We start from the raw sequence: 26213 nt of genomic DNA, 5'->3' as shown, positions 1-26213 counted from the left end.
TATGAATGGAAAAAGAAAATATGAATTGATAATTTTAACTATTTTTCTAATAGGAGCAATACTTTGCGGAATATTTGATATTTTCAGTTTAGTTAGTTATTTATTAATAGGTCTTTTAATCTTCGTAACCTATATTCTTCAGAAGAAAAAATCTGTGGAACAGATGGAAAGATATATTAGTAAACTTACTAATAGAATCAAAGATTCTTCGGAAAAAGGAATTAACAAGTTTCCTATTGGAATAATTGTAATAGATAAAGATAAAAATATTGAATGGGCGAATAACTTTATTTATAAAAACATTAAAGTTGAAGAGATAAAAGGTTTAAACATCCTTGAACTTATGCCTGAAATCTCAGAATTATTCGAACTGGAAACACCTGTAGATAATCAGTTTGAAATTTTTGGTAAATACTATAAAGTTAATTATCAAAAAGATAGTGGTTATATCTACTTCTTTGATATTACAGAAAGTAAAGTAGTAATGCAAAGGTTTAGAGATACTAGACCTATTATTCTAAATCTAAGTCTTGATAACTATGAAGATGTCTATGATTCATTAGACGACGAAGTAGCGAGTAGACTGGATGCTACTATAGTTATCACTTTGACAGATTGGGCTAAAAAGAATAGTATTTATCTAAAAAGAATCGATGAAGACAGATTTATCGGACTTCTAAATGTAAAAGATTTAAAGAAAATAGAAAAAGAGAAATTCCAAATTTTAGATACAATTAGAAATCTAAAAGAGGAGTTTGATGCACCGATTACTTTAAGTATAGGTGTAGGTATGGGGACGGATTTCCTACCAGAACTAGGAGAACTTGCGAAGAGTTCACTTGATTTAGCTTTAGGGCGTGGAGGAGATCAGGTTGCTATGAAAGATGTTGATGGTACGATTAGATTTTACGGTGGTAAAACAAACCCACAAGAAAAACGTACTAGAATTAAGGCACGTGTTGTATCTAATGCGTTAGCTGATATTGTAAGTGATAGTGATAAAATAATCGTAATGGGGCATAAACGTCCTGACTTCGATGCTGTTGGAGCTTGTGTAGGTATTTATACATTTTCTAAAATAGTAGGTAAAGAATGTTACATTATTTTAAATGATAGTGACCGTGATGAAACTATTCAAAAAGTAATGTTTGAAATTGATAACTCAGATGAGCAATTGGCAAGAGTCTTTGTTGATAGTGATGAAGCTTGGGAACTTATGACGCCACAAACAACATTAATCATTGTAGATACTTCTGATGCATCACGTGTTATTGATGCTGCGATACTATCTAAGGCGAATAGAAAAGTTATTATTGACCATCATAGACGTGGTGAGGATATAATTACTAATCCGCTGTTAACTTACATTGAACCTTATGCTTCATCTGCATCGGAATTAATCGCAGAATTGATAGAGTATCAAACTAAGTTAGAAAAAATTACTCCAGTAGCGGCGACAATTATGCTTGGAGGAATTGTTGTTGATACTCAAAACTTCTCAATAAGAACCGGTTCTAGAACTTTTGATGCAGCTGCATATTTACGTAGTAATGGAGCAGATCCTACAAAAGTAAAAACAATTCTTAAAGAACCATTTGAGAACTTTATGAATAGGGTAGAAATCATTAATAACTCTATTCAAAAATCACCAGAGATTATCATGGCAAAAGCGCCTGAAGATAAATATTATACTAATGTAATGCTTGCCCAAAGTGCAGACTTACTTCTAACTCTTAAAGGAATTGAGTGTAGTTTTGCTATTGGATATTTAGAAGAAGGAAAAGTAGGTATTTCAGCAAGATCATTAGGAAATATAAATGTTCAATTAATTATGGAGGAGCTTGGAGGTGGAGGACATCTTGCCAACGCAGCAACTCAAATAGAGGGAGTCAATTTAGACGAAGCTTTAGAGCGACTAAATGATGCCATCGATAAAATATTATCATAAAATAAAAACATAGATAAAAGGAGAAATTGTAATGAAAGTTATATTTTTAGAAGACGTTAAAGGAAAAGGGAAAAAAGGAGATGTTAAGGAAATTGCTGATGGATATGCAAAATTCTTAATAACTAATAAAAAAGCTGTAGCAGCAACTAACGCTAATATGGCAACACTTAAAGGACAACAAAAACGTGTTGAAAAAGACAAGCAAGAAGAATTAGTTCAAGCTAACTTACTTGCGAAACAATTAGAAGGTCTTGAAGTGACAATTAAAGTTAAATCTGGAGAAGGTGGTAGATTATTCGGATCAGTATCTTCTAAACAAATTGTTGAAGAACTTAAGAAACAACATAATCTTAAAGTTGATAAGAAAAAAATCGACTTACCACACGGTATCCAATCTTTAGGGTATACAAATGTTAAAATTAAACTACACAACCAAGTAGAAGGAACTATTAAAGTTCATGTGGTGGAGCAATAGTAAATAAGTTGAAGGTGACAATATGAAATATCATATAGATTCTGTTGTAATGGCAGAACAATCGTTATTAGGGGCTCTGATGCAAGAGCCAGAGAAATTAATAGAAGTCAAAGCAACGGTTGATCCGGAAGACTTTTATGATGAACGGAATAAAGATATTTATAGTGCTATTTTGCGTTTAGATGAAATGGAAATAATACCTGACACCACTACGATTTTCGAAGAAATAAATAATAGTGGGGCATTCAGAACAGTGGATGCCTCATTATACATAGTGGACTTGTATGATATTACTCCAAGTTCTCGTAATATTATGCACTATGCGAACTTAGTAAAGAGATATTCAATATATAGAGAAATTCGAGCAGCACTTTTAAGTAGTACTGAAGAGATGAATCAAGGGAATGCTGACATAGACTCTTTAACTGCTACATTATTTGATCAAGTTGAACGTGCGATGGAACGAGCGAAAACATCTCAGTTTAAAAATATGAAAGATGTTACTGATGAAGTTTTTAAAGAAATTTTGGCTCGTATGGCTGGAGAAGGTCAGAATGTAGCTGTACCTACCGGATATGGTGCGCTAGACAAGCTTGTAGGATTTGGTAAAGGGGATTTAATTATCCTTGCAGCTCGTCCTGCGATGGGGAAAACAGCATTTGCGCTTAATATTGCACTTAATATTGCTGGGAAAAATCCTCGTTCAGAAGAAGAGAAGAGAACAGTTGCACTATTCTCATTAGAGATGGGAGCGGACCAGCTTGTATCTAGGATGATTTGTAGTGAGGGAATGATAGATTCTGAAAAGATTAAAAAAGGTGATTTAGATAATGACGATCTAATGAAACTTGAAACAGCGGTTCATTTCTTAAGTCAAAAAAATGTCTTTATTGAAGATAGTGCTTTTATCAAAGTAAATGAAGTAAAAGCAAAATGTAAGTTATTAAAAGCGGAACATGGTTTAGATCTTGTTGTTATCGATTATCTACAACTTCTTCAAGGAAGTAAGCGAACTGATAACAGACAACAAGAGGTATCTGAGATTTCTCGTAGTTTAAAACAAATGGCTAGGGAATTAGAATGTCCTGTTATCGCATTATCTCAGCTATCTCGTAGTGTGGAATCTAGACAAGATAAACGACCTATGATGAGTGACCTTAGGGAATCTGGAAGTATTGAGCAAGATGCGGATATAGTTTCATTCTTATACCGTGGTGACTATTATAGAAGTGAGGATGCAGATGAAAATGAAGTTCAGGGAACAAGTGATGTTTCAACTATTGAAGTAATTATCGCTAAAAATAGGCATGGACAAACAGGTACTGCAGAACTTGCATTTATGAAACGATATAATAAATTCGTATCGAAAACTTATGCTGAATAGGAGGGAAGGTAATGACAAATAGAGATACTAATTCTCAAAATAGTGAATTTAATAATGATTTAAATGGTTATTATGATCAAAATGGAAACTTTATTCCTTATGGCTATTACGACGAAAATGGAAACTATGTTTCAAACGGTTATTGTGACCAAGATGGAAACTTTATTCCGAATGGATACTATGACCAGAGTGGTAATTTTATTCAATATAATAACTATAATCAAAATGATGATAATTTTACACCAACGGGCTACTATGATCAAAATGGATTCTTTATGGTAACTGGTTATTATGATCAAGATGGTAATTATGTTGATAATGATCAAGCTAATTTTGAACAAGGAGCAAATGGTCAATATGATCAATTTACTAATGATAATCAGAATAATAATTTCCAAGGAAATGATAATTTTGTTAATGTGAATCAAGAAAATATTGAGGGACAAAATAAGGAAACTAAAAAAGAAAAAACAAAGAAAAAACCATCGAAACTTGGATTTATAGTTGCGTTTCTTTTAGTATGTGTTATTGCTGCGGGAGTTTATTATTTTAAATTCTACAAGAAAGATGATAAGGTAGTTCATCTTGATCAATATAAAGTTGAATTAGCAGCATATGGTACTAACAGACAAGGTAAGGTAAATGTTGATATTGTAGATATTCCAGAAGTAAAAGATGCCGATGATAATATTAAGAAATTCTTGAAACAACCTGAGATTAAATATAATCCTACAGAAAACTTAGAGAATGGAAGCAAGGTAGATGTTGAGATAACTCTTAATAAAGAGGAAGCTCAGAAAAAAGGACTAAAAGTTAGTGGAACTTTCAAACGTACACTAACTGTTACTGGATTATCTGAAGAAAAAACTGAGAAAAAAGAAGAAGTTAAAACTACAGGTGCTTCATATTGGAATAAAAATAAAGGTGAAAAACTTTATCAATTTGTGAAAAGTTGGGAAAAATCTCTAAACCAAAGTTATAAAGAGTATACACCTGATAATAGAGTTAATTTTTATGGATTAAAACTTCCTACTGAGACAGAAATGGCAGGGGATGCACGTTTAGTTCTAGAAGGTGATAAACTGATTAGTATGAAATGGTCACCTGAAGGAAATTATAAAGATGTCTATAATATAGTTGCTGTATTTTCTGATATAGATAAACCAGTAAATTCTGTAGCACATCTATACTATTTCACTATTTTAAATGGTGAACCAATTGTGCTGATAACTGAACAAAATCAAGGAAATTCTAAGAAGTACGTTTACTTCAGAAGAACTGCTAATGTGGATCTGCAAAAAGGTTTTGAAAATATAGTTAAGAGTTCATAATAATAGGCTAGGGGCAGATAGCGAAAGTGTTATTTGTCTCTGGCTTTTTATAAAAATATTATAATAAAGTTTTGGAGGAAAAAATATGAATTTTAAAAATAAAAGATTGATATCAACAGTGATTGTTGTTGTCTTAGTAGTATTTTCACTAATTAAAGGTACTATAACATCAAGTAATAGTAATAAAAAAGATGAGTCGGAATTAAATGGTTACTTAACAGAATTTTTACAGGAGCAAAGTATTACTAAATTAACTCTTAAAAAAGGAGATAGTAGCCAAGTAATTCAAAAGATTTCAATTGAAGGTGAAATTAATGCTGAGATGACGAACACTTATTCAAGAGGATCTGTGTTAAATCAAATCAAAGAAGCTAAAAATAATTCTAATGTTAAAGCTATACTATTATCGGTAAACTCACCTGGTGGTGGAGTTTATGAAACTGCTGAATTATATAACGCCTTAAAAAATAGTGGTAAAGATGTCTATGTTTCAATGAAGAAAATGGCTGCTTCAGGTGGATATTATGTATCTACGCCAGCTAAGAAAATCTTCGTGAATACTGAAACAACTACCGGTTCTTTAGGGGTAATTATGAGTTATGTATCTGCTCAAAAATTCTTAAATGATCACGGAATTAAACAAGAAACTGTTCGTTCAGGAGATCAAAAAGCAGTTGGAGGATTAACAGAAGATTTACCAGAATCAACTAGAAAAATCTTACAAGAACAAAATAAAGAAGCATATGAAAGATTTGTAAAAGCTATAGCTGAAGGTAGACATCTAAGTGAAGATGAAGTTAAGAAACTTGCTGATGGAAGAACTTATACAGGTACACAAGCAGTAGCGAATAAACTAGCTGATAAAATTGGTACCGAAGATGAGCTTATTGATTTAATAAAAGAAGAAAAAGGATTATCTAATCCAACTGTAGTTGAGTTAAGAGCTGATAAAACTGCAGAAAGTTTAATTTCTAGATTTGTTAAAGCAACAACAAAAAGTTTTATCTCTGAATTAAATAGTGAAGTGAATTCAAATAAAGTTGAACGTAGTTACTTAGGATAAGGAGGTTTTTTATATGAATAATGAATTAAATAATAGACCTTCATATGATCCTAATTTAAATGAAACTTCTGCAAAACTAGAGAATGATACGATACAAAATGAAGAATCTACTAGAGAACACGAAGATGCTAAAGAAACAGAAGAAAGAGTAGATAAAAAGGAAAAAGATCTTTCGTTGCCAACAACAATAGAAGATTATATGACTCTTTCAAAAAATTTCTATGCAGGCTTTTGGACGAGATTTGTTGCGTATTTAATCGATATGATTGTTATTTATGCTATAGCTAGTTTATTGAATACTTTTAGTTTTGGACTTTTGAATAAGCAACTAGATTTCCCAATTTTAGGAGAAGAATCTCTGAGTTATGTTATCGTTATGTTCACTTATTTTATCTCGATGACTTACTTCTTTTCTCAAACTTTAGGTAAGATGATTATGAAGATAAAAGTAGAAACTAATAAAGGTGATAGGTTAGGTCTTATGGATATAGTTTACCGTGAACTAGTTGGTAGACTATTAACGATATTTTTAGTGTATATCCCGTATCTAGCTGTTGCTTTTACTAATAAGAAAAAAGGACTTCATGACTATATTGCTGACACTGTAGTAGTCAAAGAAGATTTTTCTAAACTTCGTCGTCAGATGAATGAAAAATTAGAAAGTAAAAATTAAATAATATTGTAAGGGGTGACTCAAAAATCATGATTTTATAGAAATTGATTTTGTCGAGTTATCCCCTTTTAAACGCTCTATGATAGCTTTCACTATATATCATAATGATAGCTGTTATTGATTATTTAAAATATTGTTGACAATAATTTTAGATGGTAGTATACTTAATTTATAAAAAAGACTACAATTGTAGACAAACAAAAATATTTAAAAGATAGGTGTGATTAATATATGGTAAAAAATGAAACATATTTAATTGAAGGGATGAGCTGTGCTTCTTGTGCAGCACATATTGAAGAGAGTTTAAAACAAGTTGATAACTTATCAGATGTCAATGTAAACCTTGCAACGAGTAAACTTACGCTTACTAGAGGAGAGGGAATAGATAGAACGGAAGTAGAAAAGATTGTAGAAAAATTGGGGTATAAGCTTACTTATGTTTCTAGTATTGAAGAGCGAACATTTATATTAGAGGGAATGAGTTGTGCGTCGTGTGCGAAAAATATAGAAGATACGATTTCATCTCTAGATGGAACTGAAAAAGCAGTCGTTAATTTTGCTACTGAAAAAATGGTTGTAAAATTTGATAAAGAAAAATTAAGTGTAGCTGAAATCGAGAAAAAAGTAGAAGAAGCGGGCTATAAAGCAAGATTAGAAATAGATGATTTGGTTGATGATCAAGCTGAGAAAAAACAACAAGAAATTGATGGTATTTGGAAAAGATTTATTTATTCAGCTATATTTACAGTGCCTGTGTTGTATATAGCGATGGCTGAGATGGTGGGATTACCTACGTTGGAAAGTTTAAGTCCAATGGGAAATCCAAAATTATTTTCAACTGTACAGTTTATTCTGGTGTTACCTGTTTTATATTTTGGTAGAAAATTCTTTAGTGTAGGAATTAGAGCTATTTTTAGAAGAAAACCTAATATGGATTCTTTAGTAGCGTTAGGTGCAGGGGAAGCATTCTTATATAGTGTTTATTCAACGGTATTGGCATATTTAGGTGATGAACATGCAGCTATGAATTTGTACTATGAATCTGCAGCGGTAATCTTAACATTGATTACACTAGGTAAATACTTTGAAGGAGTATCGAAAAGTCGTACTACAAATGCTATAAGTAAATTGGTCGGATTAGTACCGAAAACAGCTAATTTAATAAAAGATGGTAAAGAACATGTTGTAGCAGTAGATGAAATATCTACAGGTGATATACTACTTGTTCGTCCTGGTGAAAAAGTACCTCTTGATGGAGTCGTGATTGAAGGTCGTTCGACTGTAGATGAATCGATGTTAACAGGGGAAAGTATCCCTGTAGAAAAAGATATTAATAGTAAAGTAGTAGGAGCAAGTATCAATAAAACAGGTGTTTTCAAAATGAAAGTTACTAAAGTTGGAAAAGATACTACTTTATCACAGATTATTAAACTTGTTGAAGATGCTCAAAATTCTAAAGCATCTATCGCAAAACTTGCAGATAAAATTTCAGGGGTATTTGTTCCTGTTGTTATTAGCTTAGCATTAATTGCAGGGGTTTTATGGTACTTTGCTGGTGATGCTACTTGGAGTTTTTCTCTAAAAATTATTATCGCAGTGCTTGTTATTGCTTGTCCTTGTGCCTTAGGTTTAGCTACACCGACAGCTATAATGGTAGGTACAGGTAAGGGAGCTGAACACGGTATTTTAATAAAAAGTTCAGAAGCTTTACAGTTAGCTAAAGAAGTTGATACTGTTGTTTTTGATAAAACTGGAACATTGACAGAAGGTAAAATTTCAGTAACTGATATAATGACATTTAATAATTTATCTGAAGAAGTTCTATTGCAACTTGCAGCGAGTGTAGAATATCTTTCAGAACACCCATTAGGTTTAGCAATTGTAGATGAAGCTAAAAATAGAAATTTGGAACTAGTAGAAGTTGAAGATTTTAGTTCATTAACAGGATTAGGTATTTCATCAATGGTTGATGGAAAGTCAGTACTTATTGGTAATGAAAAATTAATGTTGGAAAATAATATTGTTACAAAAGATTCAGTTGAAAAAGCAGAGAAATATGCTTCAGAAGGAAAAACACCATTGTTCATAGCTGTAGACTCTGAACTAGCTGGAATCATAGCTGTTGCCGATCAAATAAAAGCAAGTAGTTTAGAAACTGTTGAAAAATTACATAGCTTAGGGTTAGAGGTAGTTATGTTGACTGGTGACAATAAAAAAACTGCTGAGGTAATTGCAGAACAATTATCGATAGACAAAGTTGTTAGTGAAGTTTTACCAGAAGATAAAGCAAATGAAATCAAAAAACTTCAAGCTCAAGGTAAAAAGGTAGCGATGGTTGGTGATGGTATTAATGATGCACCAGCACTAGTACAAGCAGAAGTCGGAATAGCAGTAGGAACAGGAACAGATGTAGCAATCGATGCGGCAGATATAGTATTGATGAAACCTGACTTAAATTCTGTTGTGAATGCAATAGTATTAAGTAAAAAAACTATAACAAATATTAAAGAAAATCTATTCTGGGCATTCTTCTATAATATTATAGGTATTCCTTTTGCGATGGGAGTATTCTATATATTCGGAGGACCGTTGTTAAATCCGATGTTAGCGGGAGCTGCAATGAGTTTTAGTTCTATATCTGTAGTTCTAAATGCTTTAAGATTAAAAAGAGTAAAATTAAATTAATAAAAAGAAAGAAGGATTAATCATGAAAAATGAGTATAATATCGAAGGCGTAAAATGTGGTGGTTGTGTCGCAGCAGTTAAAGAAAAATTATCGAAACTAGATAATGTTGATAATATAGAAGTTAATATTCAAGAAAAAACTATCGAAGTTGAAGGGAATGCTTCAAAAGAAGCTCTTCAAGCTGCGTTAGAAGGTACAAATTATAAAATAGATTAGCAAAGAGTGGGATTGATTCGACAAATTTGATTATTTTGACATCGTGATTTGGAATCGTTCCTAATAAAGAAACACCTTAGGATTAGTTTTAATCTAATTCTAAGGTGCTTTTTTATGTAAAGAAGTGTTTATTATTTGTCGTAACCTAAATATCCTATTGCTATAGCTTTAGGTCCTGCGTGAGATCCAATTACAGGTGATACGATTTCTGTTTCTACTTCGATTTCTCCGAAAGTTTTTTTAATCGAAGATAATGCTTTTTCTAATAACTCATCATTTGTATAAAGAACAAATAAACTCTTTGGATTTCTTTCTTTTATTTCTTCACACATTTTTGAAAGAACTTTATTCATTCCTCTATGTTTACCACTTACTGCAAGGAGACCGTCTTTAATAGTGATAATAGGAAGAATATTTAGTAAGTTTGATAGAACGAACTGAGCTTTAGTAAGTCTACCTCCTGCATATAAATATTGCATAGTTTCTACTGTTACAAGAACATTGTGTTGTTGTGAAAGTTCTGTGTATCTTTTTTCTATATTTTCAAATGTTAAACTTCCTTCTTCGAATTCTTTAATAATTTTTTCGATTGCTATTCCTACCATTCTTGCTATTTGAAGAGTATCTATTATTTTAATTTCAATTCCATCAATAAGGTCTTTAGCTTGTACAAAAGAAGAGTATGTTCCTGACAATTTAGAAGAAACGCTGAAAGCAACGATACGCTCAACACCTTGTTGCTTTAATTCTTCATAGACATTTAGTATTTTACCTACAGCAGGTTGGCTTGTGCTAGGCATTTGTCCGTTATGTATCCTCTCGTAGAATTCGTCAGGAGTAATAGTTACGTTATCCTCAAAAATTTCATCGTCAAGACGAACCTCTACTGGGATAACTGTAATTGGATTGTTATTCGCAAAATTTTTATTAATTTGTAATGCTGAATCGCACACAAAAGCTGTTTTCATAAATTTTAACCTCATGTTTTATTTTGTATTCAAAATTATTGTAGCTTTACTACGTTTTTATATAATACACTAAAAATAAAATTTTTTCAAATAAAAAGTGAAATAAAAAATTCACCTTTATATATAGATGAAGTATTAAAAGTTGAATAAACTAACATGTTAAGGTTTTAATAGCGTTAAAATTAATTTAGAAAGTTACATGTTTTATCTCTAATTATATTTATATTTGTTGATGGAGATATTTAATAGCTATCTAAAGAATGATAAAAAGTACTACTAAACCTATAACAAAAATGAATACTTAAGCTAGATTAATTTATGTTATAATGATATTAATACAAATAGATAGAAATAGGAGGGATAAATATGATTTTAGAAAATATTTCAGGACCCCAGGATCTTAAAAAATTAACAATAGAAGAATTACATACTCTGGCCGATGAAACAAGAACGGTATTATTAGAAAAAATTAGTTCTCACGGAGGCCATAGTGGACCAAATTTAGGAATGGTAGAGATGACAGTTGCCTTACATCATGTATTCGATTCACCAGTAGATAAGATAATTTTTGATGTATCGCATCAAACATATATTCATAAAATGCTAACAGGACGCCAAAAGGCATTTATAGATCCTAAACATTATGATGATGTTTCTGGATATACAAATCCAAAAGAAAGTGAGCATGATGTTTTTACTATTGGACATACCTCAACCTCATTATCGTTAGCAAGTGGGATTTTACATGCTAGAGATTTAAAGAATGAAAAAGGTAATGTTGTAGCGATTATTGGAGATGGTGCGCTATCTGGTGGAATGGCTTATGAAGGATTAAATACAATAGCTACACTTGGAACTAATGCAATAATTATTATAAATGATAATAATCAGTCGATTGCTAAAAATCCTAAAGGTGGTATATATACTGCATTAGAAAGTTTACGTGAAACTAAGGGGCAGGCGACAAACAATATTTTTAAAGCATTAGGATATGACTATCATTATTTAGAAGATGGTAATAACTTAGAGGAGCTAATTTCACTGTTTAAAGAAGTAAAAGATATAGATTATCCAGTAGTATTACATATTTATACAGAAAAAGGGAAAGGTTTTGAACCTGCAGAACGAAATCATGAAAAATTCCATGCAGGAGGACCATTTAGTTTAGAAACAGGGGAGTATATAAAAAAAGGTACCGTGAGTCAAACATATAATGGTATCACCTCTGAATATTTAACTAAGAAATTAAAAGAAGATCCACTAGCTGTCATTATCAATGCAGGAACACCAGGGATAGTTTTTAATAGAAAACTAAGAGAGCAATTGGGAAGTCAATTTGTCGATGTTGGTATTGCGGAAGAACAAGCTGTAACGATGACAACGGGACTAGCTAAAAATGGAGCAAAACCAGTGTGGGCTGTATTATCAACATTTTTACAGAGAACATATGACCAACTTTCTCATGATATGGCATTAAACAATCAAGCAGGGGTAGTATTAGTATATAGCGCTTCTATAAATTCAATGAATGATGAAAGTCACTTAGGATTTTTTGATATTCCATTTATATCGCACATACCAAACTTCGTATACTTAGCTCCTACTAATAAAGAAGAGCACTTGGCGATGTTAGAATGGGCAATTAACCAAAATGAGCATCCAGTTGCTATACGTGTTCCTGTGGGGAGTGTTGTAGAAACTGGGAAAGAAGATAAAACAGATTATTCTATTTTAAATAAAAATAAAGTAGAAAAATTTGGAGAACAGGTTGCAATATTTGGAGTAGGTAATTTTTATAACCTAGCAGAGGAAGTTTCTGAACAATTGAAATCAGAACATAATATAGATGCAACATTAATAAATCCAAGATTTTTAACTGGTTTGGATAAAGAATTACTAAACTCTTTAAAAGAAAATCATAAATTGGTTGTAACGGTTGAAGATGGTATAGTAGAAGGCGGATACGGTCAAACTGTAGCGAGTTATTTAGGAAATACGGAATTGAAAGTTCAAAACTACGGAATAAGTAAAAAATTCTATGATAGATATAATGTAGAAGAATTAATGAAAGAAAATGGCTTAACTGTAGAAAATATAGTTAAAAATATTATAGAGAATTTGTAATTAAAGGAGCATCCCTAGATTTTAGGGATGTTTTTTTGATAATCAAACGTGATAGTGTGGAAATTAGGGTAATATAATTAAAATAAATATAGTGGGAATTCTTTTTTTGGCGGATTAAAGCGTTTTTCTTTTTAGAAGAAAATAACTGTATTAATTTTTTGAAACGCTAACATTATAATAAATATAGGTGGTGAAGCAAATGGAGATTTTTAATTATGATAATAGAAGTTTGAGGCTACTAAATATACTAGAATCTAACTTTTTAGTCCAGGATCAATACTTGTTAGATGTATTAAAGGTAAGTTCAAAAACTATTAGCAATGAAATTAAATATTTAAATGAATTATTTGGAGACTGTGCATATATAGAAAATAAAAATTTAAACTATAGTCTTTTTATTACAAAGTTAGAAGAATATTTAAAGAGAAAAAGATCTATATACGAAGCTAGTGTTAATTTTGATTCTAGTAAAGTAAGGTTAGTATATATATTTAAGACATTAGTTTCTTCGGGTGAGAGTACCCTTATAGATGACTTATCTTTTGAAATGATGGTTAGTAGAACAACTTTAAATTCCGATATAAAAAAATTAAACGATATTATAAGTAGTTATAATCTTGTTATAAAAGGAAAAACTAATACAGGTATTAAAGTAGTTGGTCTAGAAAAAGATATTAGAATTTTTATTTTAGAAAATATATTTAATTATATATATAAAGAAGATATTTTTGATAAAGATGACAATATGTTTTTTGATGAAACATTTGAAAAGTATAAAATAGATAAACAGGCAAAAACTGAGTTTTTCAGATACTTAACTGTATCTTTAGATCGATTTGCTAATGGTTTTTATTTGAATTTTGAAGAAAATCAATATGAAGAATTATTAAATAATTATGCACAACCTTTTATTAATGAGATAAGTGATTATATAGAGAATAAATATAAGATAAATTTATCTTCTGATGAAATAAAATTTTTAGCGATTTGCTTTGCTACGATGAGAGTTCCTACAAAAATAAATAAAATAAGAGAAAACCTAAAATATACTGAAGAATATAAGAATTTTGTTCAAGAGATTCTAGAAGTAGTTGTTTACGAGTATGGACTTGAATTTGATACTTCGGATATAATTGAAGAATTTATCTATCACATATACTTCTTAATGGAACGATTAAAATACGGTGTTAGATATAACAACAATATGAAAGAGAAAATTAAAGAACAATATCCGGTATCATATAAAATTGCTAAAACTGCCAGTAAAGTAATTAACAATAAGTATAATTATATAGTTTCAGAAGATGAAATTAGTTATCTAGCGATATATTTTGAAACATTATTGAAGAAAATAAAAGTTCAATCTGAAAATCTAAGTATCTTGTTGATAACTAATTCAGGACCAGCATATAGCAAACTTATGATAAATGAAATAGAAAGTATAATAGTAAATTCACAAGTATCAGCATACACCACTTTTGAAAAAGTTGATTATAGTAAATTTAATATTATAATTTCTACTGAAGATATAAAGTTTGAAACAGAAACGCCGGTTATTTATCAAAATGAAATTTTAGATAAGATGTACTTGAAAAAAGAAATTAATTTTCTACAATATGTTAATAAAATGAATAATCCTAGTATTCGAGGAATGGAATCAGTATTGCTAAGCTCGATGAGAGAGGAGACATTTTTCAAATGTAATAGCAAAAAAACATATGCTGAAAATATTGATTTTATGATAGAAGAGTTAATAGAACAGCATTTAGTAGATGATAAGTTTTTAAAGAGAATCAGAGAAAGAGAAAAAAAATCGTCTATGATTTTTGAGAAAAATGTAGCATTTCCACATACGATAAATAAACTGGGAGATGATTTAATAATTGCTCTAGGGGTAAGTGAAAAAGGATTTAAGGATAATGAAGATTTAAAACTAATATTTATGGCGTGTGTGCCTGAAGGAGAAAAAAATGGGTTGATTTTAGCTAAAACCTATGATGAATTAATTTCTATTATTAAAGATGAAAAATTAATTACAGACATATCTAAAATAGATAATTATGACTTATTAGTAAATTACTTTATAAAAAATACTAATTTATACAGATAGCAATTAGGAGGACATATGAATTTAATAGTTTTAGGAATACTCTTTATTTTAGCGTTTATTTTACAGTATGCTCTAACTTATGTTCAGTTAAATAGTTTCAAACGAAGCTATAGTAAACTTAGACGAATAGGTAGAGTAGTAATAGGAAGAAAAAAAGGTGCTGCACGTGCGGGAGCAATTGTTATGCTAGCTATAGATGATAATGATAAGGTTATCACTGGAGAAGCTATGCAAGGAGTAACAGTACTTGCTAGATTTAAAAAATTTGAATATTTCAATGGTCTTAAAGTAGGGACTATAAATAGAGAAGATTGTAAAGCGATAAAACTATCAGCATCTTTAACTAGTGCAGTGCTTGACGGAGTTGTTAATTATAAAACAATTTCTGCTGGTGGACAGGTTGAAATGGAGCCAAGTTCATTTGGGAAATTAGCAAAAAAATTAAAATTAAATTAAATATTATAAGGAGGACAATATGGATTATATTGTTAAATTAGCATCAGGCTTTACAGGTTTATTTGACGAAGGTGCAAAAGTATTCGTAAGTTGGGTTGGAGGAATCGTACCGAAAGTATTATTACTTCTTGTATTTATGAATGCATTAGTTGCTTTTATTGGACCACACAGAGTAGAAAAATTTGCTAAAGTGTGTTCTAAAAATGTAATTTTAGCTTACGGAATTTTACCATTCGTTTCTGCATTTATGTTAGCAAACCCTATGGCATTATCAATGGGTAAATTTTTACCAGAACGTATGAAACCTAGTTATTATGCATCTGCATCATATCACTGTCATACAAACAGTGGGATATTTCCACACATTAACGTTGGTGAAATTTTCATCTACTTAGGTATTGCAAATGGAATTACTCAATTAGGATTAGACGTTACACCATTAGCAATTAGATACCTTCTTGTAGGGTTAGTAATGAACTTCTTTGCCGGATGGGTTACAGATTTCACAACAAAAATAGTTATGAAACAACAAAAAATTGAATTAAGTAATGAATTAAAAGCGTAGGATTAGGAGAAATAATTATGACATACGGAACAATTAAAATAGAAAAAGGTAGTGGTGGTTTCGGTGGACCTTTAGTAGTAACTCCAAAACCAGGAAAAGATAAAATTTTATATATCACAGGTGGTGGAGCTGAACCTGAAATCGTAGAAAAAATCGTAAAATTAACAGGTGCTACTGCGGTTAATGGATTTAAAACATCAGTACCAGACGAAGAAATTTTCTTAGCAATTATTGACTGTGGTGGAACATTACGTTGTGGTATTTATCCACAAAAAAGAATTCCAACAGTTAACATTATGCCTGTTGGACCAAGTGGACCACTTGCTAAATTTATTAAAGAAGATATTTATGTTTCAGCTGTAGGATTAGACCAAATCTCATTAGCTGAAGGTAGTGAAGAAGTAGTAGTTGAGGAAAAAACTCAAGAAGAACCAAAACGTGAATTTAAATATAGTGCAGATAAAAAAGTTTCACAAAGTTTAGCAGAAAATGCTAAATCATCTGTTATTCAAAAAATCGGTATGGGTGCTGGTAAAGTAGTTCATACATTATACCAAGCTGCAAGAGATGCAGTTCAATCAATGATTACAACAATTTTACCATTTATGGCATTTGTTGCGATGTTAATAGGGGTTATTCAAGGATCAGGATTTGGTAACTGGTTTGCTAAATTATTAACTCCACTAGCAGGGAACATCTTTGGATTAGTAGCTTTAGGATTTGTATGTTCTATTCCATTATTATCAGCGTTACTTGGACCTGGTGCAGTAATTGCACAAATTATCGGTACATTAATTGGGGTTGAAATCGGAAAAGGAACTATTCCTCCACAATTAGCATTACCTGCATTATTCGCAATCAATACACAATGTGCTTGTGACTTTATCCCAGTTGGTTTAGGTCTTGCAGAAGCAGAACCAGAAACAGTAGAAGTAGGGGTAGTATCAGTACTTTACTCAAGATTTATTATTGGGGTACCAAGGGTTATTGTAGCTTGGTTAGCAAGCTTTGGAATGTACTCTTAAAATTTTATAGGAAGCGGTCTTCGCTTCCTACATTAACGACATAGTCGACCGTAAATGAAGGAAATACAAAAATAAGCAAAGGAAGAATGAGTATGATAATTTATGAAAATACAATAAAAAGTAAAGGAAGTCTTGTAGGTGAATTTGGTGATGGGATGTTTATCCTTTTTGGAGATAATGCACCAGATGTGTTAAAAGATTATTGTTATGGAATTGATGTAGTGCCTACTAATGCAACTATTGAGGTTGGACATATATTAAAAGTAGATGGAGAAGAGTTTGAAATTCTTGGAGTAGGTAATGTAGCTGAGAAGAACTTAGTAGATTTAGGTCACTTAACAGTTCATTTTTCAGGAGATTTAGATAGTTTATTACCTGGTGCAATTGTGGTAGAGAATAAAAGTTGTCCTAAGATTGATATAAATACAAAAATTACTATAGAAAAATAAAAATAAAGGAGAAATAATTATGAGTTGGTTAAATTTAGAAGGAAAAACAGTAGTAGTAACAGGTGGAGCATCAGGAATCGGTGCAGCGGTAGTTGATGAATTCTTAAATCAAGGATGCAATGTTGTAGTAAGTGATCTTACAGAAAAAGAATCTGATAATGATAGATTATTATATGTAAAATGTGATGTTACTAAGAGAAGTGATGTTAAAGAAGTTGTGGCTAAAACTGTAGAAAAATTTGGAACAATTGATATTCTTGTAAATAATGCAGGAATTAATATTCCTCGTTTATTAGTTGATAAAAATGCCCCTGAAGGTAAATATGAATTTAGTGATGAAGTATATGACAAAATTATGGATATAAACGTTAAAGGTTTATTTATCTTCTCTCAAGAAGTTGGACGTGTACTTGTTGAAAAAGGAAGTGGTGTAATAGTAAACATGTCTTCAGAATCTGGATTAGAAGGATCAGAAGGACAAAGTATTTATGCGGCAAGTAAAAATGCTGTAAACTCATTAACGCGTTCTTGGGCAAAAGAACTTGGTAAATTAGGTGTTAGAGTAGTAGGGGTAGCCCCTGGTATATTAGAAGCAACAGGACTTAGAACATTAGCTTATGAGGAAGCGTTAGCTTACACTCGTGGTGTAACAGTAGAACAAATTCGTGCTGGATATACAAGTACAAAAACTACGCCTCTAGGAAGAGATGGGAAGTTATCAGAAGTTGCAGATTTAGTTGCATATGTAGCAAGTGATAGAGCAAGTTATGTTCATGGTGTTACGTATAATGTAGCAGGTGGAAAAACAAGAGGATAATAGATGAAATAGGGGAGATTTCCCTATTTTTTGTAGTTTGTGATTTTTTATTATTTCTATTATAATGATTGTAAAGAACAAAAAGTGAGGTTGGTTAAATGGATATAAAAGCTGTGTTATTTGATATGGATGGACTAATGGTTGATACAGAAAGTCTAGCAACTCAAGCATTTATTCATAGTGCGAAAAAGCAAGGCTATGATATGACAAAAGAAGAAACGCTTCTAGTATTAGGATTTACGACGAAAAATATTTATGACTTTTGGGAAAACTATTTTAAGGATTCTAATGTTAGTGGAAAGAAATTAGTTGACAATCATTATAAGTATATAGAAAATGTATTGTTTACGACAGGACCTGAGAAAATGCCATATATTGAAGAGTTATTAAAATATTTGAAAGGAAATAGTTATAAAGTTGCCGTAGCTTCTTCATCAAATATGGATCATATAATTAACAATATGGAAAAAACAGGATTGAAGAAATATATAGATGAGTTTGCTAGTGGAGCAGAGGTTGAAAATGGTAAGCCAGCACCAGATGTATTTTTATTAGCGGCGAAGCGACTAGGAGTTAAACCAGAAAATTGTTTAGTTTTAGAAGATTCGAAAGCTGGAGTAATAGCGGGTAGTTCAGCAGGAGCTAAGGTTATAATGGTTCCTGATATGTTTAAACCAGATGCTGAGTGTAAGGAAAAAGCTTATAAAATTGTTAATAATTTAGGAGAGGTTATAAGTATTTTAGAGGAGAAAAATAATGAAAATTTTAATAGATAGTGCAGACGTAGAAAAAATTAAAGAAATATCAAAATATAGAGAGATAACAGGGATAACGACTAATCCAACAATATTATCAAAAGTAGAAGGGGATATTAAAAATATTTTAAAAGAATTAAAGGAATTTACTTATGGTAAATATGAAATTCATATACAAACAACAGAAAGTGAAGTTGAAGGAATATTAAGTGAAGCAAGAGTACTACGAAAGTTTTTTGGAGAAACATTTTATATAAAAGTTCCAGTAACAAAGGCTGGTTTAGAAGCTATTAAACTTTGTTCAAGAGAAGGGATTAAGGTTACTGCTACAGCAATTCTAAGTCCTATGCAAGCATTGGCAGCAGCTATGAATGGAGCAAGTTATGTAGCGCCGTATGTAAATAGAATGGAAAATGTCGGGCAAGACGCAACAGAAACAATTTCTGCAATAAGTGATTTATTAATAGATTATCCTACAGAGATTTTGGCTGCAAGTTTTAAAAATATAAAACAGATTCAAGAAGTCTTGCTTCAAGGAGCTGAAGCGGCAACTATATCTCCTGAATTAATAGAAACAAGCGTTTGGCATCCTTATACAGATAAGTCCGTTTTAGATTTCGAAACTGATTGGAAAAATAAATTTGGTGATAAAAAAATTATTGATATGATATAATAATTAATAAGAATAAAATATGTTTAGAATTGGAGATTAGTATGGATAACATAAATAATGTAGAAGGTATGACAGATAAACAGTTTATGGAGTATAAAGAAACTCTTCTAAAGTTAGTTTTAGAAAAACTAGAGAGTAGTGAGACACTAGAAGAAGCTAAGAATAAAATAGAAAAGTTAATAAAATAATGTTTAAAATCAACTCAATGAATAACTAAAAATACTAAATTATTAAGCTTAGTAGTGGAGCTATAATGATATTGAGTTGATTTTAATATAAGGAGAATTAAATGATTGGTCTTGTTTTTGATGTTGATGATACTCTATATGAACAGATAGTTCCATTTGAAAATGCGTTTAGGAGTTTGTTCGATATAGATATTAATATGGAGAAATTTTATCTTTTAAGTAGATATTATAGTGATGTGAAATTTGAAGCTTCTAGAAATGGCGAGATGACTATGGACGAATATCATATTTATCGAATCCAAGAAGCGGCGAGAGACTTAGGTGTCTTTCTAACAGATGAACAGGCCCTTAGTATGCAAAAGGAATATAAGAAAAATCAACAAAAACTAAAAATGTCTGATACAACGATAAGTATTTTAGAACTTGCTAAAAAGAATAATGTGAAGTTAGGTGTAATAACTAATGGTCCTAGTGAACATCAATGGGCGAAAGTAGATGCTTTAGGTGTTGAAAAATGGATTCCTAAAGAAAATATTATTGTTTCAGGTGATTTAGGAATAAACAAGCCTGATAAAAGAATTTTTGAAGTCATGCAGGAAAAGTTACAACTAGGAGTTGAATCTTTATATTACATTGGTGATTCTTTAGAAAATGACATAGTAGGAGCAAATAATGCAGGTTGGAATACGATATGGGTTAATCGTTACAATAAAGAATATCCTCAAGGTTCTAAAATGTATAAAATAGTAAAAAACAATTTCGAATTATTTGAAATTATTAAGAAAATAATTGAAAAATAAGATAAAAGTATTTTAGGATAGAGATTTTTATGGTAAAATTAGTTATATTCAATAAAATATTTATTTTAGATACTTATACATAGGAGGAAAAGGTATGAAATTAGTATTTTTTAATTTAAGAGAAGATGAAAAGAGTGCTTTAGAAAGTTGGAGAAATGCTCATCCTGAAGTTGAAATTGACGTTTATACAGAAGAACTTTCATCTGCTAATAAATATTTATTAGAAGGAAAACAAGGTGTAGTTTTAGCGCAAAATAAACCTTTTGAGAGCGATGTATATGAATATGCTCACGAACAAGGGATTAAAGTATTTGCTACTCGTTCTGCAGGATTTGATATTTATGACTTAGAGTTAATGAATAAATTTGGTATTAAAATGACAAACGTACCATCATATTCACCTAATGCAATTGCTGAGCATGTACTAACAACAGCACTTCGAATTAGTAGAAATACTAACAAAATCCAACGTAATTTAGAAAGACACAATTTTTCTTGGAATCCAGGGATTTTATCTCGTGAACTTAGAACTTTAACAGTAGGAGTTGTCGGTACTGGAAGAATCGGTACTCAAGCTGCCAGATTATTCAATGATTTAGGATCTAAAGTTTTAGGATATGATGTTTACAAAAATGAAGCGGCAAAAGAAGTTTTAACTTATGTTGAGAATTTAGATGACTTAATTGCAAATTCTGATGTAATAACTATTCATATGCCAGCTATTAAAGAATATAACCACATGGTAAATGATGAATTTATCTCTAAAATGAAAGACAACTCGATTTTATTAAATGCTGCTCGTGGTATGCTAGTTGATACTAAGGCTGTATTACGTGCTTTAGATAGTGGAAAACTTCTTGGAGTAGGATTAGATGTATATGAAAATGAAAGCAAATATGTTCCTAAAAACTTTGAAGGAAAAGAATTCGATGATGAACTATTACAAACTTTAATTGATCGTGATGATGTAATTTATACACCACATACAGCGTTCTACACAGAAACTGCGATTCAAAATCTTGTAGATGGTGGACTAGAGGCTGCTGTAGATGTAATTACAACTGGAACATCTGCGAATACTGTAAATTAATAATAGAAATAAAGGGAGTGACTCAAAAATCGTGATTTCGTCGAAATCGATTTTTGAGTCGCTCCGTACGGTTTATGAGTTTTCATATGAACCTTGTTAAATTTTAGGATTTTTGGGTCAGCCCCTTTTTTAGTTGTAAAGACCATATGAATATTAAAAAATCGATATTACAGGATTAATATATTGTTTATGGATGTTTAAAAGATGAAGTGCCTTATATGAATGTTAGAATAAAAGTGTAAGTAAATTTCATTTGACATTTACCATTAAATCTATAAAATTAAATATAATAAACTAATAAATTTCGGTTAACATAAAGAGTGTATAGAGTTTTATTCACAGCCCCACACTCTCAGATTTCTCGATTTATATAACGAAAGAATCCCTTGGAAAATAATCATCTCCAAGGGATTCTTCAATAGAGTAAAAGAAAAGATTCGACATTGTCAGATCTTAAAATTTTAATTTATTATTTTTTTAGTAAATCACGGATTTCTTTAAGAAGTTCTTCTTTAGCATCAACTTCTAGTGCTTTTTCTTCAGCTTCTTCTTTAGACATTTTATCTTTAGCTGTGTTGATAGCTTTAACGAAAATGAAGATTGCGATTGCTGTAATTAAGAAATCAATTGTGATTTGAATGAAGTTTCCGTATTTAATATTATTCCAAGCTAAGTTAGTGAAGTCTGGTTTAGCAGGGAAAAGTAATCCAATTAATGGCATCATAATATCAGTTACTAATGAACTAACGATTTTTCCGAAAGCAGCCCCCATGATAACCCCGATAGCTAGGTCTAATACATTTCCTTTAAATGCAAATTTTTTAAATTCGTTTAACATAAAAAAATAATCTCCTTTTAAAAATTAATACTAAAGTATATTATATCAAAATATCAATAAAATCAAGGATAAGAACTCACTTTTATGAAAAAACAAAAAGAAAACGTATTTCAATTTTAATTGTCATATTATTTTGGGCTTGACCTAAAAGTCCTAAATTTTAAAAAAGTGTATATGATAACTCATAGACGCAGTGGTTTATTGATATCCAAATTCGCTTTATAAAAGCTTTTTAGATATCTAATAAATTGTGCGGGGATAACTCGACAAATCAATTTCTACGAAATCACGTTTTTTGAATTATTCCCTGTATTTGTAATTAGTATCTAAATTACCGAATAAACAAGATAACTAACCGAATATTCATTATCTATAGATTTTTAAATATTTATTATATAAAATATAATTATGAAAGGAGCTAAAGATATGAAAGTTGAATTAAATATAGATAAGAAATTTGGAGAAACAATAGTTACTATATCAACAAATAAAGTGAATGATGAAATTCAAAATTTAGTGAATTATATAGAAAATAAGGAAGATTACTTTATAGGAGTTTTAGATGGGAAAGTACGTTTATTAAATACGGAGGATATTATAAGGGTATATGTTGAAGATAGAAAAGTATATGTAGTTACAGTTGAAGGTAGATTTATTGTTAGAAAAAAATTATATGAAGTGCAGAGTACATTAACTAAGGATTTTATAAAAATATCTCAAAGTGAAATAGCTAATATTAAATATATTCATAGCTTAGATTTAGGATTGAGAGGAACAATAGTTATAAATTATAAAAATTCGGATATAAGTTATGTATCACGTAGAATGTTAAAAGAATTTAAGATGAAATTAGGATTATAGGAGGTATTAAAATGAAATTATTTCAAAAAATTGTAAAATTTATGTTGTTAGGGATAGGAGCAGGGAATATTATTAATCTGATATTCGGTATTTTGTATGGTCAGTTTTATCCTGGTATGCCATTGTATATCCAGAGTTTTGATAATTTAAATATGGCAGTATTAATTCAAACCTTAGTATATGCTATTTTAGGTATATTACAAGGATTAGCTGGTAAAGTATTTCAAAGTAAGTTAAATGATAATATAGTAATAGTATTTGTATCTCATTATTTTCTTATTATGTTACCACTTGTGTTAGCGGGTTATTATTTGAAATGGTTTAGTAGCTTTACTACTTTAATTTTAATGCTGATTACAGCTACTGTGGTTTATATTTTAATAGGAATAGTTCGATATTTTAGTATTAAAAATAGTATAAGTGAGATAAATATAAAATTAAGAGATAATAGATAAGAGCTGGTTAGTAACAAAGGAGGAGCAACGCAAATTAATGATTTTGTGTTGCTCCTATAATCTTTTTATTAATTGGGAGTGACTCAAAAATCGTGATTTCTTAAGAAACAAGATTTTATCGAGTTACCTCCGCACAGTTTATTAGATATCAATAAACTACTGCGTCTATGAGTTCTTATATGAACTTTGTTAAATTTTAGGACTTTTGGATTAGCCCCAATTAAAATATTATTTTTCTTCTTCAACTTTATCCTTCTTTAAAAATTTATTAAGTAGGTTCGAAGCTTTAGCTTTGTTTTCTTCTACTTTTTCAGAAAGATTTTCTATTTTTTGATCAGTATTTTTTTTAAATCCAGTAACATTAGATTTCATGTTATCTACAGATGATTGTAATCCGTTGATTGATGATGCTAATCCTTCAGCTGAGTTGAATAGTGGATCTAATTTTTCAGATTTAACTTGTAAATCTTCAGCTAGGATATTTGTGTTTTGTAATAAAATATTAGTTTCTGCCATAATTGGCTCTAAGTTACCTTCAACTTTTTTAACTGTTTCATTTAAATCTTTAGCAAGAGCAAGAGCATCTTCAGCGATGTTAGTAACATCTTCTACACATTCAGTGGCAACAACTACAGATCTTCTAACAGTTTTAAGTGTAATAGCAGTACTAATACATAGGATTAAAACACCTACCCCTGCTAAAAAGATTCCAGCATATGCTAAAATTAACCAGTTTATATCTAACATAAAATTTTCCTCCTTGGGTTGTTATAATCAATTATATTTTGAGTTTATTATAAATACAACCAATTATTTTGATTTTTGTTCTATAAATTTGTGACAAAGTTTATTGATATTTCCTGCTCCCATAAATAGGAATACACTATTGTCGAAGTTTAATTTATCGAAATCTTCTTCACTATTTATAATTTGAGCACCTTTAGTTACTTTTTGTAAGTCTTCAATACCTACGATTTTTTCTTTTTCACGTACTGAAGCAAAGATTGGACAAAGGAATACTTTATCTGCAGTTTCTAAACTTTCAGCAAATTCATTTAGGAATTTAGCTGTACGTGTGTATGTATGTGGTTGGAAAATTGCAATAACTTCTTTATCTGCATATTTTCTACGTGCACTATTAATTGTTGCTTTAATTTCACTAGGGTGATGTGCGTAATCATCTACAACTACACTATTTCCAAGTTTGTGTTCGCTGAATCTTCTTTCAGCAGGTTTATACATATCGAGTGATTCTTGGATTTTTTCTACGCTAATACCATTTATATCAGCTAGAGCGATAGCTGATGTTGCATTAGAAATATCATGTAATCCAAATACTGCCATAGTGAATGTTCCTAGTAGGTCTGAGTTTTTATAAATATCGAATTTGCTGTGCTCAGGTGTTGTTTGAACATTTTTGATTTGATAATCATTTCCATCGTTAAAGCCATATTTTATAGTTTTTGCATTTGTGGGTTTAAGTTGTGAAGCTAAACGATCATCACCACATATAACAACCGTATTTTTAACCTGATTTACAAAACTTTGAAATGCATCAAACATATCGTGTTCATCATTAAAGTAATCTGGATGGTCAAAATCAATGTTTGTTACAACAGCATAATCAGGGTGATATGCTAGGAAGTGTCTGTAATATTCACATGCTTCAGCTATCATAAATTCTGAATTTTTTTCACCATGACCAGTTCCATCACCAATTAGGTAAGACGTAACATGACTGTGTTTAAAAATATTACTTGCCATTGTGGTAGTAGTTGTTTTACCATGTGCTCCAGTTATAGCGATTGAAGGAATTTCAGAAAGAAGTTTCCCAAGGAATTGAGAATAAGTATAAGTAGTTAAACCTAATTCTTTAGCTTTTCTGTACTCAACATGAGTTTCATCGAATGCGTTCCCTAAAATTACTTCATATCCTTCTTTAATATTTTCAGCCCCGTAGTTGTACATTGGGATGTTTCTTTGTTCTAATTTTTCTTGTGTAAAAAAGTATGTTTCTTCATCAGAGCCTTGTACTTCATTGCCCATATCATAAGCAATTTGTGCAAGAGAGCTCATTCCAGAACCTTTAATACCTATAAAATGATATTTACTCATTATAATATCTCCTAAGTTGTCTTTAATAAAATAAAAAATTTCTTTAATATTTTTTTTCATAAGCAATTCAATTTTACAACAAAACTGATAAAAATTCAATAAATAGGAGTTTTTTCTATCGTGATATTTTCAAAAATTTTCTATATTT

General features: G+C 30.4%; 26 protein-coding genes. 22 read left to right on the top strand and 4 right to left on the bottom strand.

Translation table 11 applies throughout. The features are described 5' to 3' along the window. The first annotated feature begins 1 nt into the window (after window position 1). From JX287_RS02450 to JX287_RS02415, 8 genes are all read left to right on the top strand, one after another. Window positions 2–1948, top strand: coding sequence for a DHH family phosphoesterase (locus JX287_RS02450; protein WP_204641629.1), 1947 nt, complete (start codon window positions 2–4; stop codon window positions 1946–1948). A gap of 31 nt (window positions 1949–1979) precedes the next feature. Beyond that, window positions 1980–2423 carry a 50S ribosomal protein L9 gene (gene rplI / locus JX287_RS02445; RefSeq protein ID WP_204641628.1) on the top strand — a complete coding sequence of 148 codons (444 nt, stop codon included), beginning with the start codon at window positions 1980–1982 and terminating at the stop codon, window positions 2421–2423. 22 nt (window positions 2424–2445) lie between these two features. After that, window positions 2446–3807: a replicative DNA helicase gene (gene dnaB, locus JX287_RS02440; RefSeq protein ID WP_204641627.1), complete on the top strand. Its 1362-nt coding sequence runs from the start codon at window positions 2446–2448 to the stop codon at window positions 3805–3807. An 11-nt stretch (window positions 3808–3818) separates the two neighbouring features. After that, window positions 3819–5138: a DUF4767 domain-containing protein gene (locus JX287_RS02435; RefSeq protein WP_204641626.1), complete on the top strand. Its 1320-nt coding sequence runs from the start codon at window positions 3819–3821 to the stop codon at window positions 5136–5138. 85 nt (window positions 5139–5223) lie between these two features. Continuing rightward, window positions 5224–6201, top strand: a complete 978-nt coding sequence (sppA, locus tag JX287_RS02430; RefSeq protein ID WP_204641625.1) for a signal peptide peptidase SppA — start codon at window positions 5224–5226, stop codon at window positions 6199–6201. A gap of 13 nt (window positions 6202–6214) precedes the next feature. After that, window positions 6215–6874: an RDD family protein gene (locus JX287_RS02425; RefSeq protein ID WP_204641624.1), complete on the top strand. Its 660-nt coding sequence runs from the start codon at window positions 6215–6217 to the stop codon at window positions 6872–6874. Window positions 6875–7105: 231 nt separating this feature from the next. Then, the gene (locus JX287_RS02420; protein WP_204641623.1) at window positions 7106–9559 is read left to right on the top strand and encodes a heavy metal translocating P-type ATPase; all 2454 of its coding nucleotides are present in this window, start codon (window positions 7106–7108) and stop codon (window positions 9557–9559) included. Between the two features lie 22 nt (window positions 9560–9581). Beyond that, window positions 9582–9776, top strand: a complete 195-nt coding sequence (locus tag JX287_RS02415) for a heavy-metal-associated domain-containing protein (protein ID WP_204641622.1) — start codon at window positions 9582–9584, stop codon at window positions 9774–9776. A 131-nt stretch (window positions 9777–9907) separates the two neighbouring features. Here the strand turns inward: JX287_RS02415 and JX287_RS02410 are convergent, their stop codons facing one another. Further along, window positions 9908–10744 (bottom strand): DegV family protein, encoded by an 837-nt coding sequence (locus JX287_RS02410; RefSeq protein WP_204641621.1) that lies wholly within the window; start codon window positions 10742–10744, stop codon window positions 9908–9910. Between the two features lie 366 nt (window positions 10745–11110). On the opposite strand from JX287_RS02410, the gene JX287_RS02405 reads away from it, so the two are divergent. From JX287_RS02405 to JX287_RS02350, 12 genes are all read left to right on the top strand, one after another. Further along, window positions 11111–12868, top strand: coding sequence for a 1-deoxy-D-xylulose-5-phosphate synthase (locus tag JX287_RS02405; RefSeq protein WP_204641620.1), 1758 nt, complete (start codon window positions 11111–11113; stop codon window positions 12866–12868). Window positions 12869–13067: 199 nt separating this feature from the next. Continuing rightward, entirely contained in the window at window positions 13068–14978 is a 1911-nt protein-coding gene (locus JX287_RS02400) for a BglG family transcription antiterminator (protein WP_204641619.1), read from the top strand. Window positions 14979–14993: 15 nt separating this feature from the next. Beyond that, on the top strand, window positions 14994–15434 hold the full coding sequence (locus tag JX287_RS02395) for a transcriptional regulator GutM (RefSeq protein WP_204641618.1): 441 nt from the start codon (window positions 14994–14996) through the stop codon (window positions 15432–15434). Window positions 15435–15453: 19 nt separating this feature from the next. After that, window positions 15454–15999: a PTS glucitol/sorbitol transporter subunit IIC gene (srlA, locus tag JX287_RS02390; RefSeq protein ID WP_006364082.1), complete on the top strand. Its 546-nt coding sequence runs from the start codon at window positions 15454–15456 to the stop codon at window positions 15997–15999. Between the two features lie 17 nt (window positions 16000–16016). Next, the gene (srlE, locus tag JX287_RS02385; protein ID WP_006364083.1) at window positions 16017–17024 is read left to right on the top strand and encodes a PTS glucitol/sorbitol transporter subunit IIB; all 1008 of its coding nucleotides are present in this window, start codon (window positions 16017–16019) and stop codon (window positions 17022–17024) included. A gap of 92 nt (window positions 17025–17116) precedes the next feature. Next, entirely contained in the window at window positions 17117–17473 is a 357-nt protein-coding gene (locus tag JX287_RS02380; RefSeq protein ID WP_204641617.1) for a PTS glucitol/sorbitol transporter subunit IIA, read from the top strand. 19 nt (window positions 17474–17492) lie between these two features. Further along, window positions 17493–18290: an SDR family oxidoreductase gene (locus JX287_RS02375; RefSeq protein ID WP_204641616.1), complete on the top strand. Its 798-nt coding sequence runs from the start codon at window positions 17493–17495 to the stop codon at window positions 18288–18290. A gap of 98 nt (window positions 18291–18388) precedes the next feature. Next, on the top strand, window positions 18389–19066 hold the full coding sequence (locus tag JX287_RS02370) for an HAD family hydrolase (RefSeq protein ID WP_204641615.1): 678 nt from the start codon (window positions 18389–18391) through the stop codon (window positions 19064–19066). Beyond that, window positions 19047–19718, top strand: coding sequence for a transaldolase family protein (locus JX287_RS02365; RefSeq protein ID WP_204641614.1), 672 nt, complete (start codon window positions 19047–19049; stop codon window positions 19716–19718). Before JX287_RS02370 ends, JX287_RS02365 begins: the two co-directional genes overlap by 20 nt. Window positions 19719–19759: 41 nt before the next feature. Then, on the top strand, window positions 19760–19906 hold the full coding sequence (locus tag JX287_RS02360; RefSeq protein WP_204641613.1) for a hypothetical protein: 147 nt from the start codon (window positions 19760–19762) through the stop codon (window positions 19904–19906). A 101-nt stretch (window positions 19907–20007) separates the two neighbouring features. Then, the gene (locus JX287_RS02355) at window positions 20008–20706 is read left to right on the top strand and encodes an HAD family hydrolase (protein WP_204641612.1); all 699 of its coding nucleotides are present in this window, start codon (window positions 20008–20010) and stop codon (window positions 20704–20706) included. 94 nt (window positions 20707–20800) lie between these two features. After that, window positions 20801–21796, top strand: coding sequence for a D-2-hydroxyacid dehydrogenase (locus tag JX287_RS02350; RefSeq protein ID WP_204641611.1), 996 nt, complete (start codon window positions 20801–20803; stop codon window positions 21794–21796). A gap of 469 nt (window positions 21797–22265) precedes the next feature. Here JX287_RS02350 and mscL read toward each other — a convergent pair whose 3' ends face one another. Further along, entirely contained in the window at window positions 22266–22634 is a 369-nt protein-coding gene (gene mscL, locus JX287_RS02345) for a large conductance mechanosensitive channel protein MscL (protein ID WP_204641610.1), read from the bottom strand. Window positions 22635–23060: 426 nt separating this feature from the next. On the opposite strand from mscL, the gene JX287_RS02340 reads away from it, so the two are divergent. Both JX287_RS02340 and JX287_RS02335 read left to right on the top strand, forming a co-directional pair. Continuing rightward, window positions 23061–23495 carry a LytTR family DNA-binding domain-containing protein gene (locus JX287_RS02340; RefSeq protein ID WP_204641609.1) on the top strand — a complete coding sequence of 145 codons (435 nt, stop codon included), beginning with the start codon at window positions 23061–23063 and terminating at the stop codon, window positions 23493–23495. Window positions 23496–23506: 11 nt separating this feature from the next. Continuing rightward, window positions 23507–23950 carry a DUF3021 family protein gene (locus JX287_RS02335; protein ID WP_204641608.1) on the top strand — a complete coding sequence of 148 codons (444 nt, stop codon included), beginning with the start codon at window positions 23507–23509 and terminating at the stop codon, window positions 23948–23950. 228 nt (window positions 23951–24178) lie between these two features. On the opposite strand, the gene JX287_RS02330 is transcribed toward JX287_RS02335, so the two are convergent. Both JX287_RS02330 and murC read right to left on the bottom strand, forming a co-directional pair. Next, window positions 24179–24697 (bottom strand): DUF948 domain-containing protein, encoded by a 519-nt coding sequence (locus tag JX287_RS02330; RefSeq protein ID WP_204641607.1) that lies wholly within the window; start codon window positions 24695–24697, stop codon window positions 24179–24181. Between the two features lie 63 nt (window positions 24698–24760). After that, complete coding sequence (gene murC / locus JX287_RS02325) at window positions 24761–26065, bottom strand: UDP-N-acetylmuramate--L-alanine ligase (protein WP_204641606.1); 1305 nt, start codon at window positions 26063–26065, stop codon at window positions 24761–24763. Between the last annotated feature and the right edge of the window lie 148 nt (window positions 26066–26213).

This window comes from Gemella haemolysans, from assembly GCF_901873445.1.
In the GTDB taxonomy this organism is placed as follows: Bacteria; Bacillota; Bacilli; order Staphylococcales; family Gemellaceae; genus Gemella; species Gemella haemolysans_C.
The sequence above is the reverse complement of the archived record's forward strand: the minus strand, read 5'-3'. Positions and strand labels throughout refer to the sequence as shown.

What these genes read in the sequence shown, in the direction of transcription:
- JX287_RS02420 (WP_204641623.1), top strand. Translation starts at nt 7,106, where the DNA reads ATGGTAAAAAATGAAACATATTTAATTGAAGGGATGAGCTGTGCTTCT.
- sppA (WP_204641625.1), top strand. Translation starts at nt 5,224, where the DNA reads ATGAATTTTAAAAATAAAAGATTGATATCAACAGTGATTGTTGTTGTC.
- JX287_RS02405 (WP_204641620.1), top strand. Translation starts at nt 11,111, where the DNA reads ATGATTTTAGAAAATATTTCAGGACCCCAGGATCTTAAAAAATTAACA.
- JX287_RS02375 (WP_204641616.1), top strand. Translation starts at nt 17,493, where the DNA reads ATGAGTTGGTTAAATTTAGAAGGAAAAACAGTAGTAGTAACAGGTGGA.
- JX287_RS02450 (WP_204641629.1), top strand. Translation starts at nt 2, where the DNA reads ATGAATGGAAAAAGAAAATATGAATTGATAATTTTAACTATTTTTCTA.
- JX287_RS02335 (WP_204641608.1), top strand. Translation starts at nt 23,507, where the DNA reads ATGAAATTATTTCAAAAAATTGTAAAATTTATGTTGTTAGGGATAGGA.
- JX287_RS02355 (WP_204641612.1), top strand. Translation starts at nt 20,008, where the DNA reads ATGATTGGTCTTGTTTTTGATGTTGATGATACTCTATATGAACAGATA.
- JX287_RS02415 (WP_204641622.1), top strand. Translation starts at nt 9,582, where the DNA reads ATGAAAAATGAGTATAATATCGAAGGCGTAAAATGTGGTGGTTGTGTC.
- JX287_RS02425 (WP_204641624.1), top strand. Translation starts at nt 6,215, where the DNA reads ATGAATAATGAATTAAATAATAGACCTTCATATGATCCTAATTTAAAT.
- JX287_RS02360 (WP_204641613.1), top strand. Translation starts at nt 19,760, where the DNA reads ATGGATAACATAAATAATGTAGAAGGTATGACAGATAAACAGTTTATG.
- JX287_RS02370 (WP_204641615.1), top strand. Translation starts at nt 18,389, where the DNA reads ATGGATATAAAAGCTGTGTTATTTGATATGGATGGACTAATGGTTGAT.
- rplI (WP_204641628.1), top strand. Translation starts at nt 1,980, where the DNA reads ATGAAAGTTATATTTTTAGAAGACGTTAAAGGAAAAGGGAAAAAAGGA.
- srlE (WP_006364083.1), top strand. Translation starts at nt 16,017, where the DNA reads ATGACATACGGAACAATTAAAATAGAAAAAGGTAGTGGTGGTTTCGGT.
- JX287_RS02435 (WP_204641626.1), top strand. Translation starts at nt 3,819, where the DNA reads ATGACAAATAGAGATACTAATTCTCAAAATAGTGAATTTAATAATGAT.
- dnaB (WP_204641627.1), top strand. Translation starts at nt 2,446, where the DNA reads ATGAAATATCATATAGATTCTGTTGTAATGGCAGAACAATCGTTATTA.
- JX287_RS02400 (WP_204641619.1), top strand. Translation starts at nt 13,068, where the DNA reads ATGGAGATTTTTAATTATGATAATAGAAGTTTGAGGCTACTAAATATA.
- JX287_RS02365 (WP_204641614.1), top strand. Translation starts at nt 19,047, where the DNA reads ATGAAAATTTTAATAGATAGTGCAGACGTAGAAAAAATTAAAGAAATA.
- JX287_RS02395 (WP_204641618.1), top strand. Translation starts at nt 14,994, where the DNA reads ATGAATTTAATAGTTTTAGGAATACTCTTTATTTTAGCGTTTATTTTA.
- mscL (WP_204641610.1), bottom strand. Translation starts at nt 22,634, where the DNA reads ATGTTAAACGAATTTAAAAAATTTGCATTTAAAGGAAATGTATTAGAC.
- JX287_RS02340 (WP_204641609.1), top strand. Translation starts at nt 23,061, where the DNA reads ATGAAAGTTGAATTAAATATAGATAAGAAATTTGGAGAAACAATAGTT.
- murC (WP_204641606.1), bottom strand. Translation starts at nt 26,065, where the DNA reads ATGAGTAAATATCATTTTATAGGTATTAAAGGTTCTGGAATGAGCTCT.
- JX287_RS02380 (WP_204641617.1), top strand. Translation starts at nt 17,117, where the DNA reads ATGATAATTTATGAAAATACAATAAAAAGTAAAGGAAGTCTTGTAGGT.
- srlA (WP_006364082.1), top strand. Translation starts at nt 15,454, where the DNA reads ATGGATTATATTGTTAAATTAGCATCAGGCTTTACAGGTTTATTTGAC.
- JX287_RS02330 (WP_204641607.1), bottom strand. Translation starts at nt 24,697, where the DNA reads ATGTTAGATATAAACTGGTTAATTTTAGCATATGCTGGAATCTTTTTA.
- JX287_RS02410 (WP_204641621.1), bottom strand. Translation starts at nt 10,744, where the DNA reads ATGAAAACAGCTTTTGTGTGCGATTCAGCATTACAAATTAATAAAAAT.
- JX287_RS02350 (WP_204641611.1), top strand. Translation starts at nt 20,801, where the DNA reads ATGAAATTAGTATTTTTTAATTTAAGAGAAGATGAAAAGAGTGCTTTA.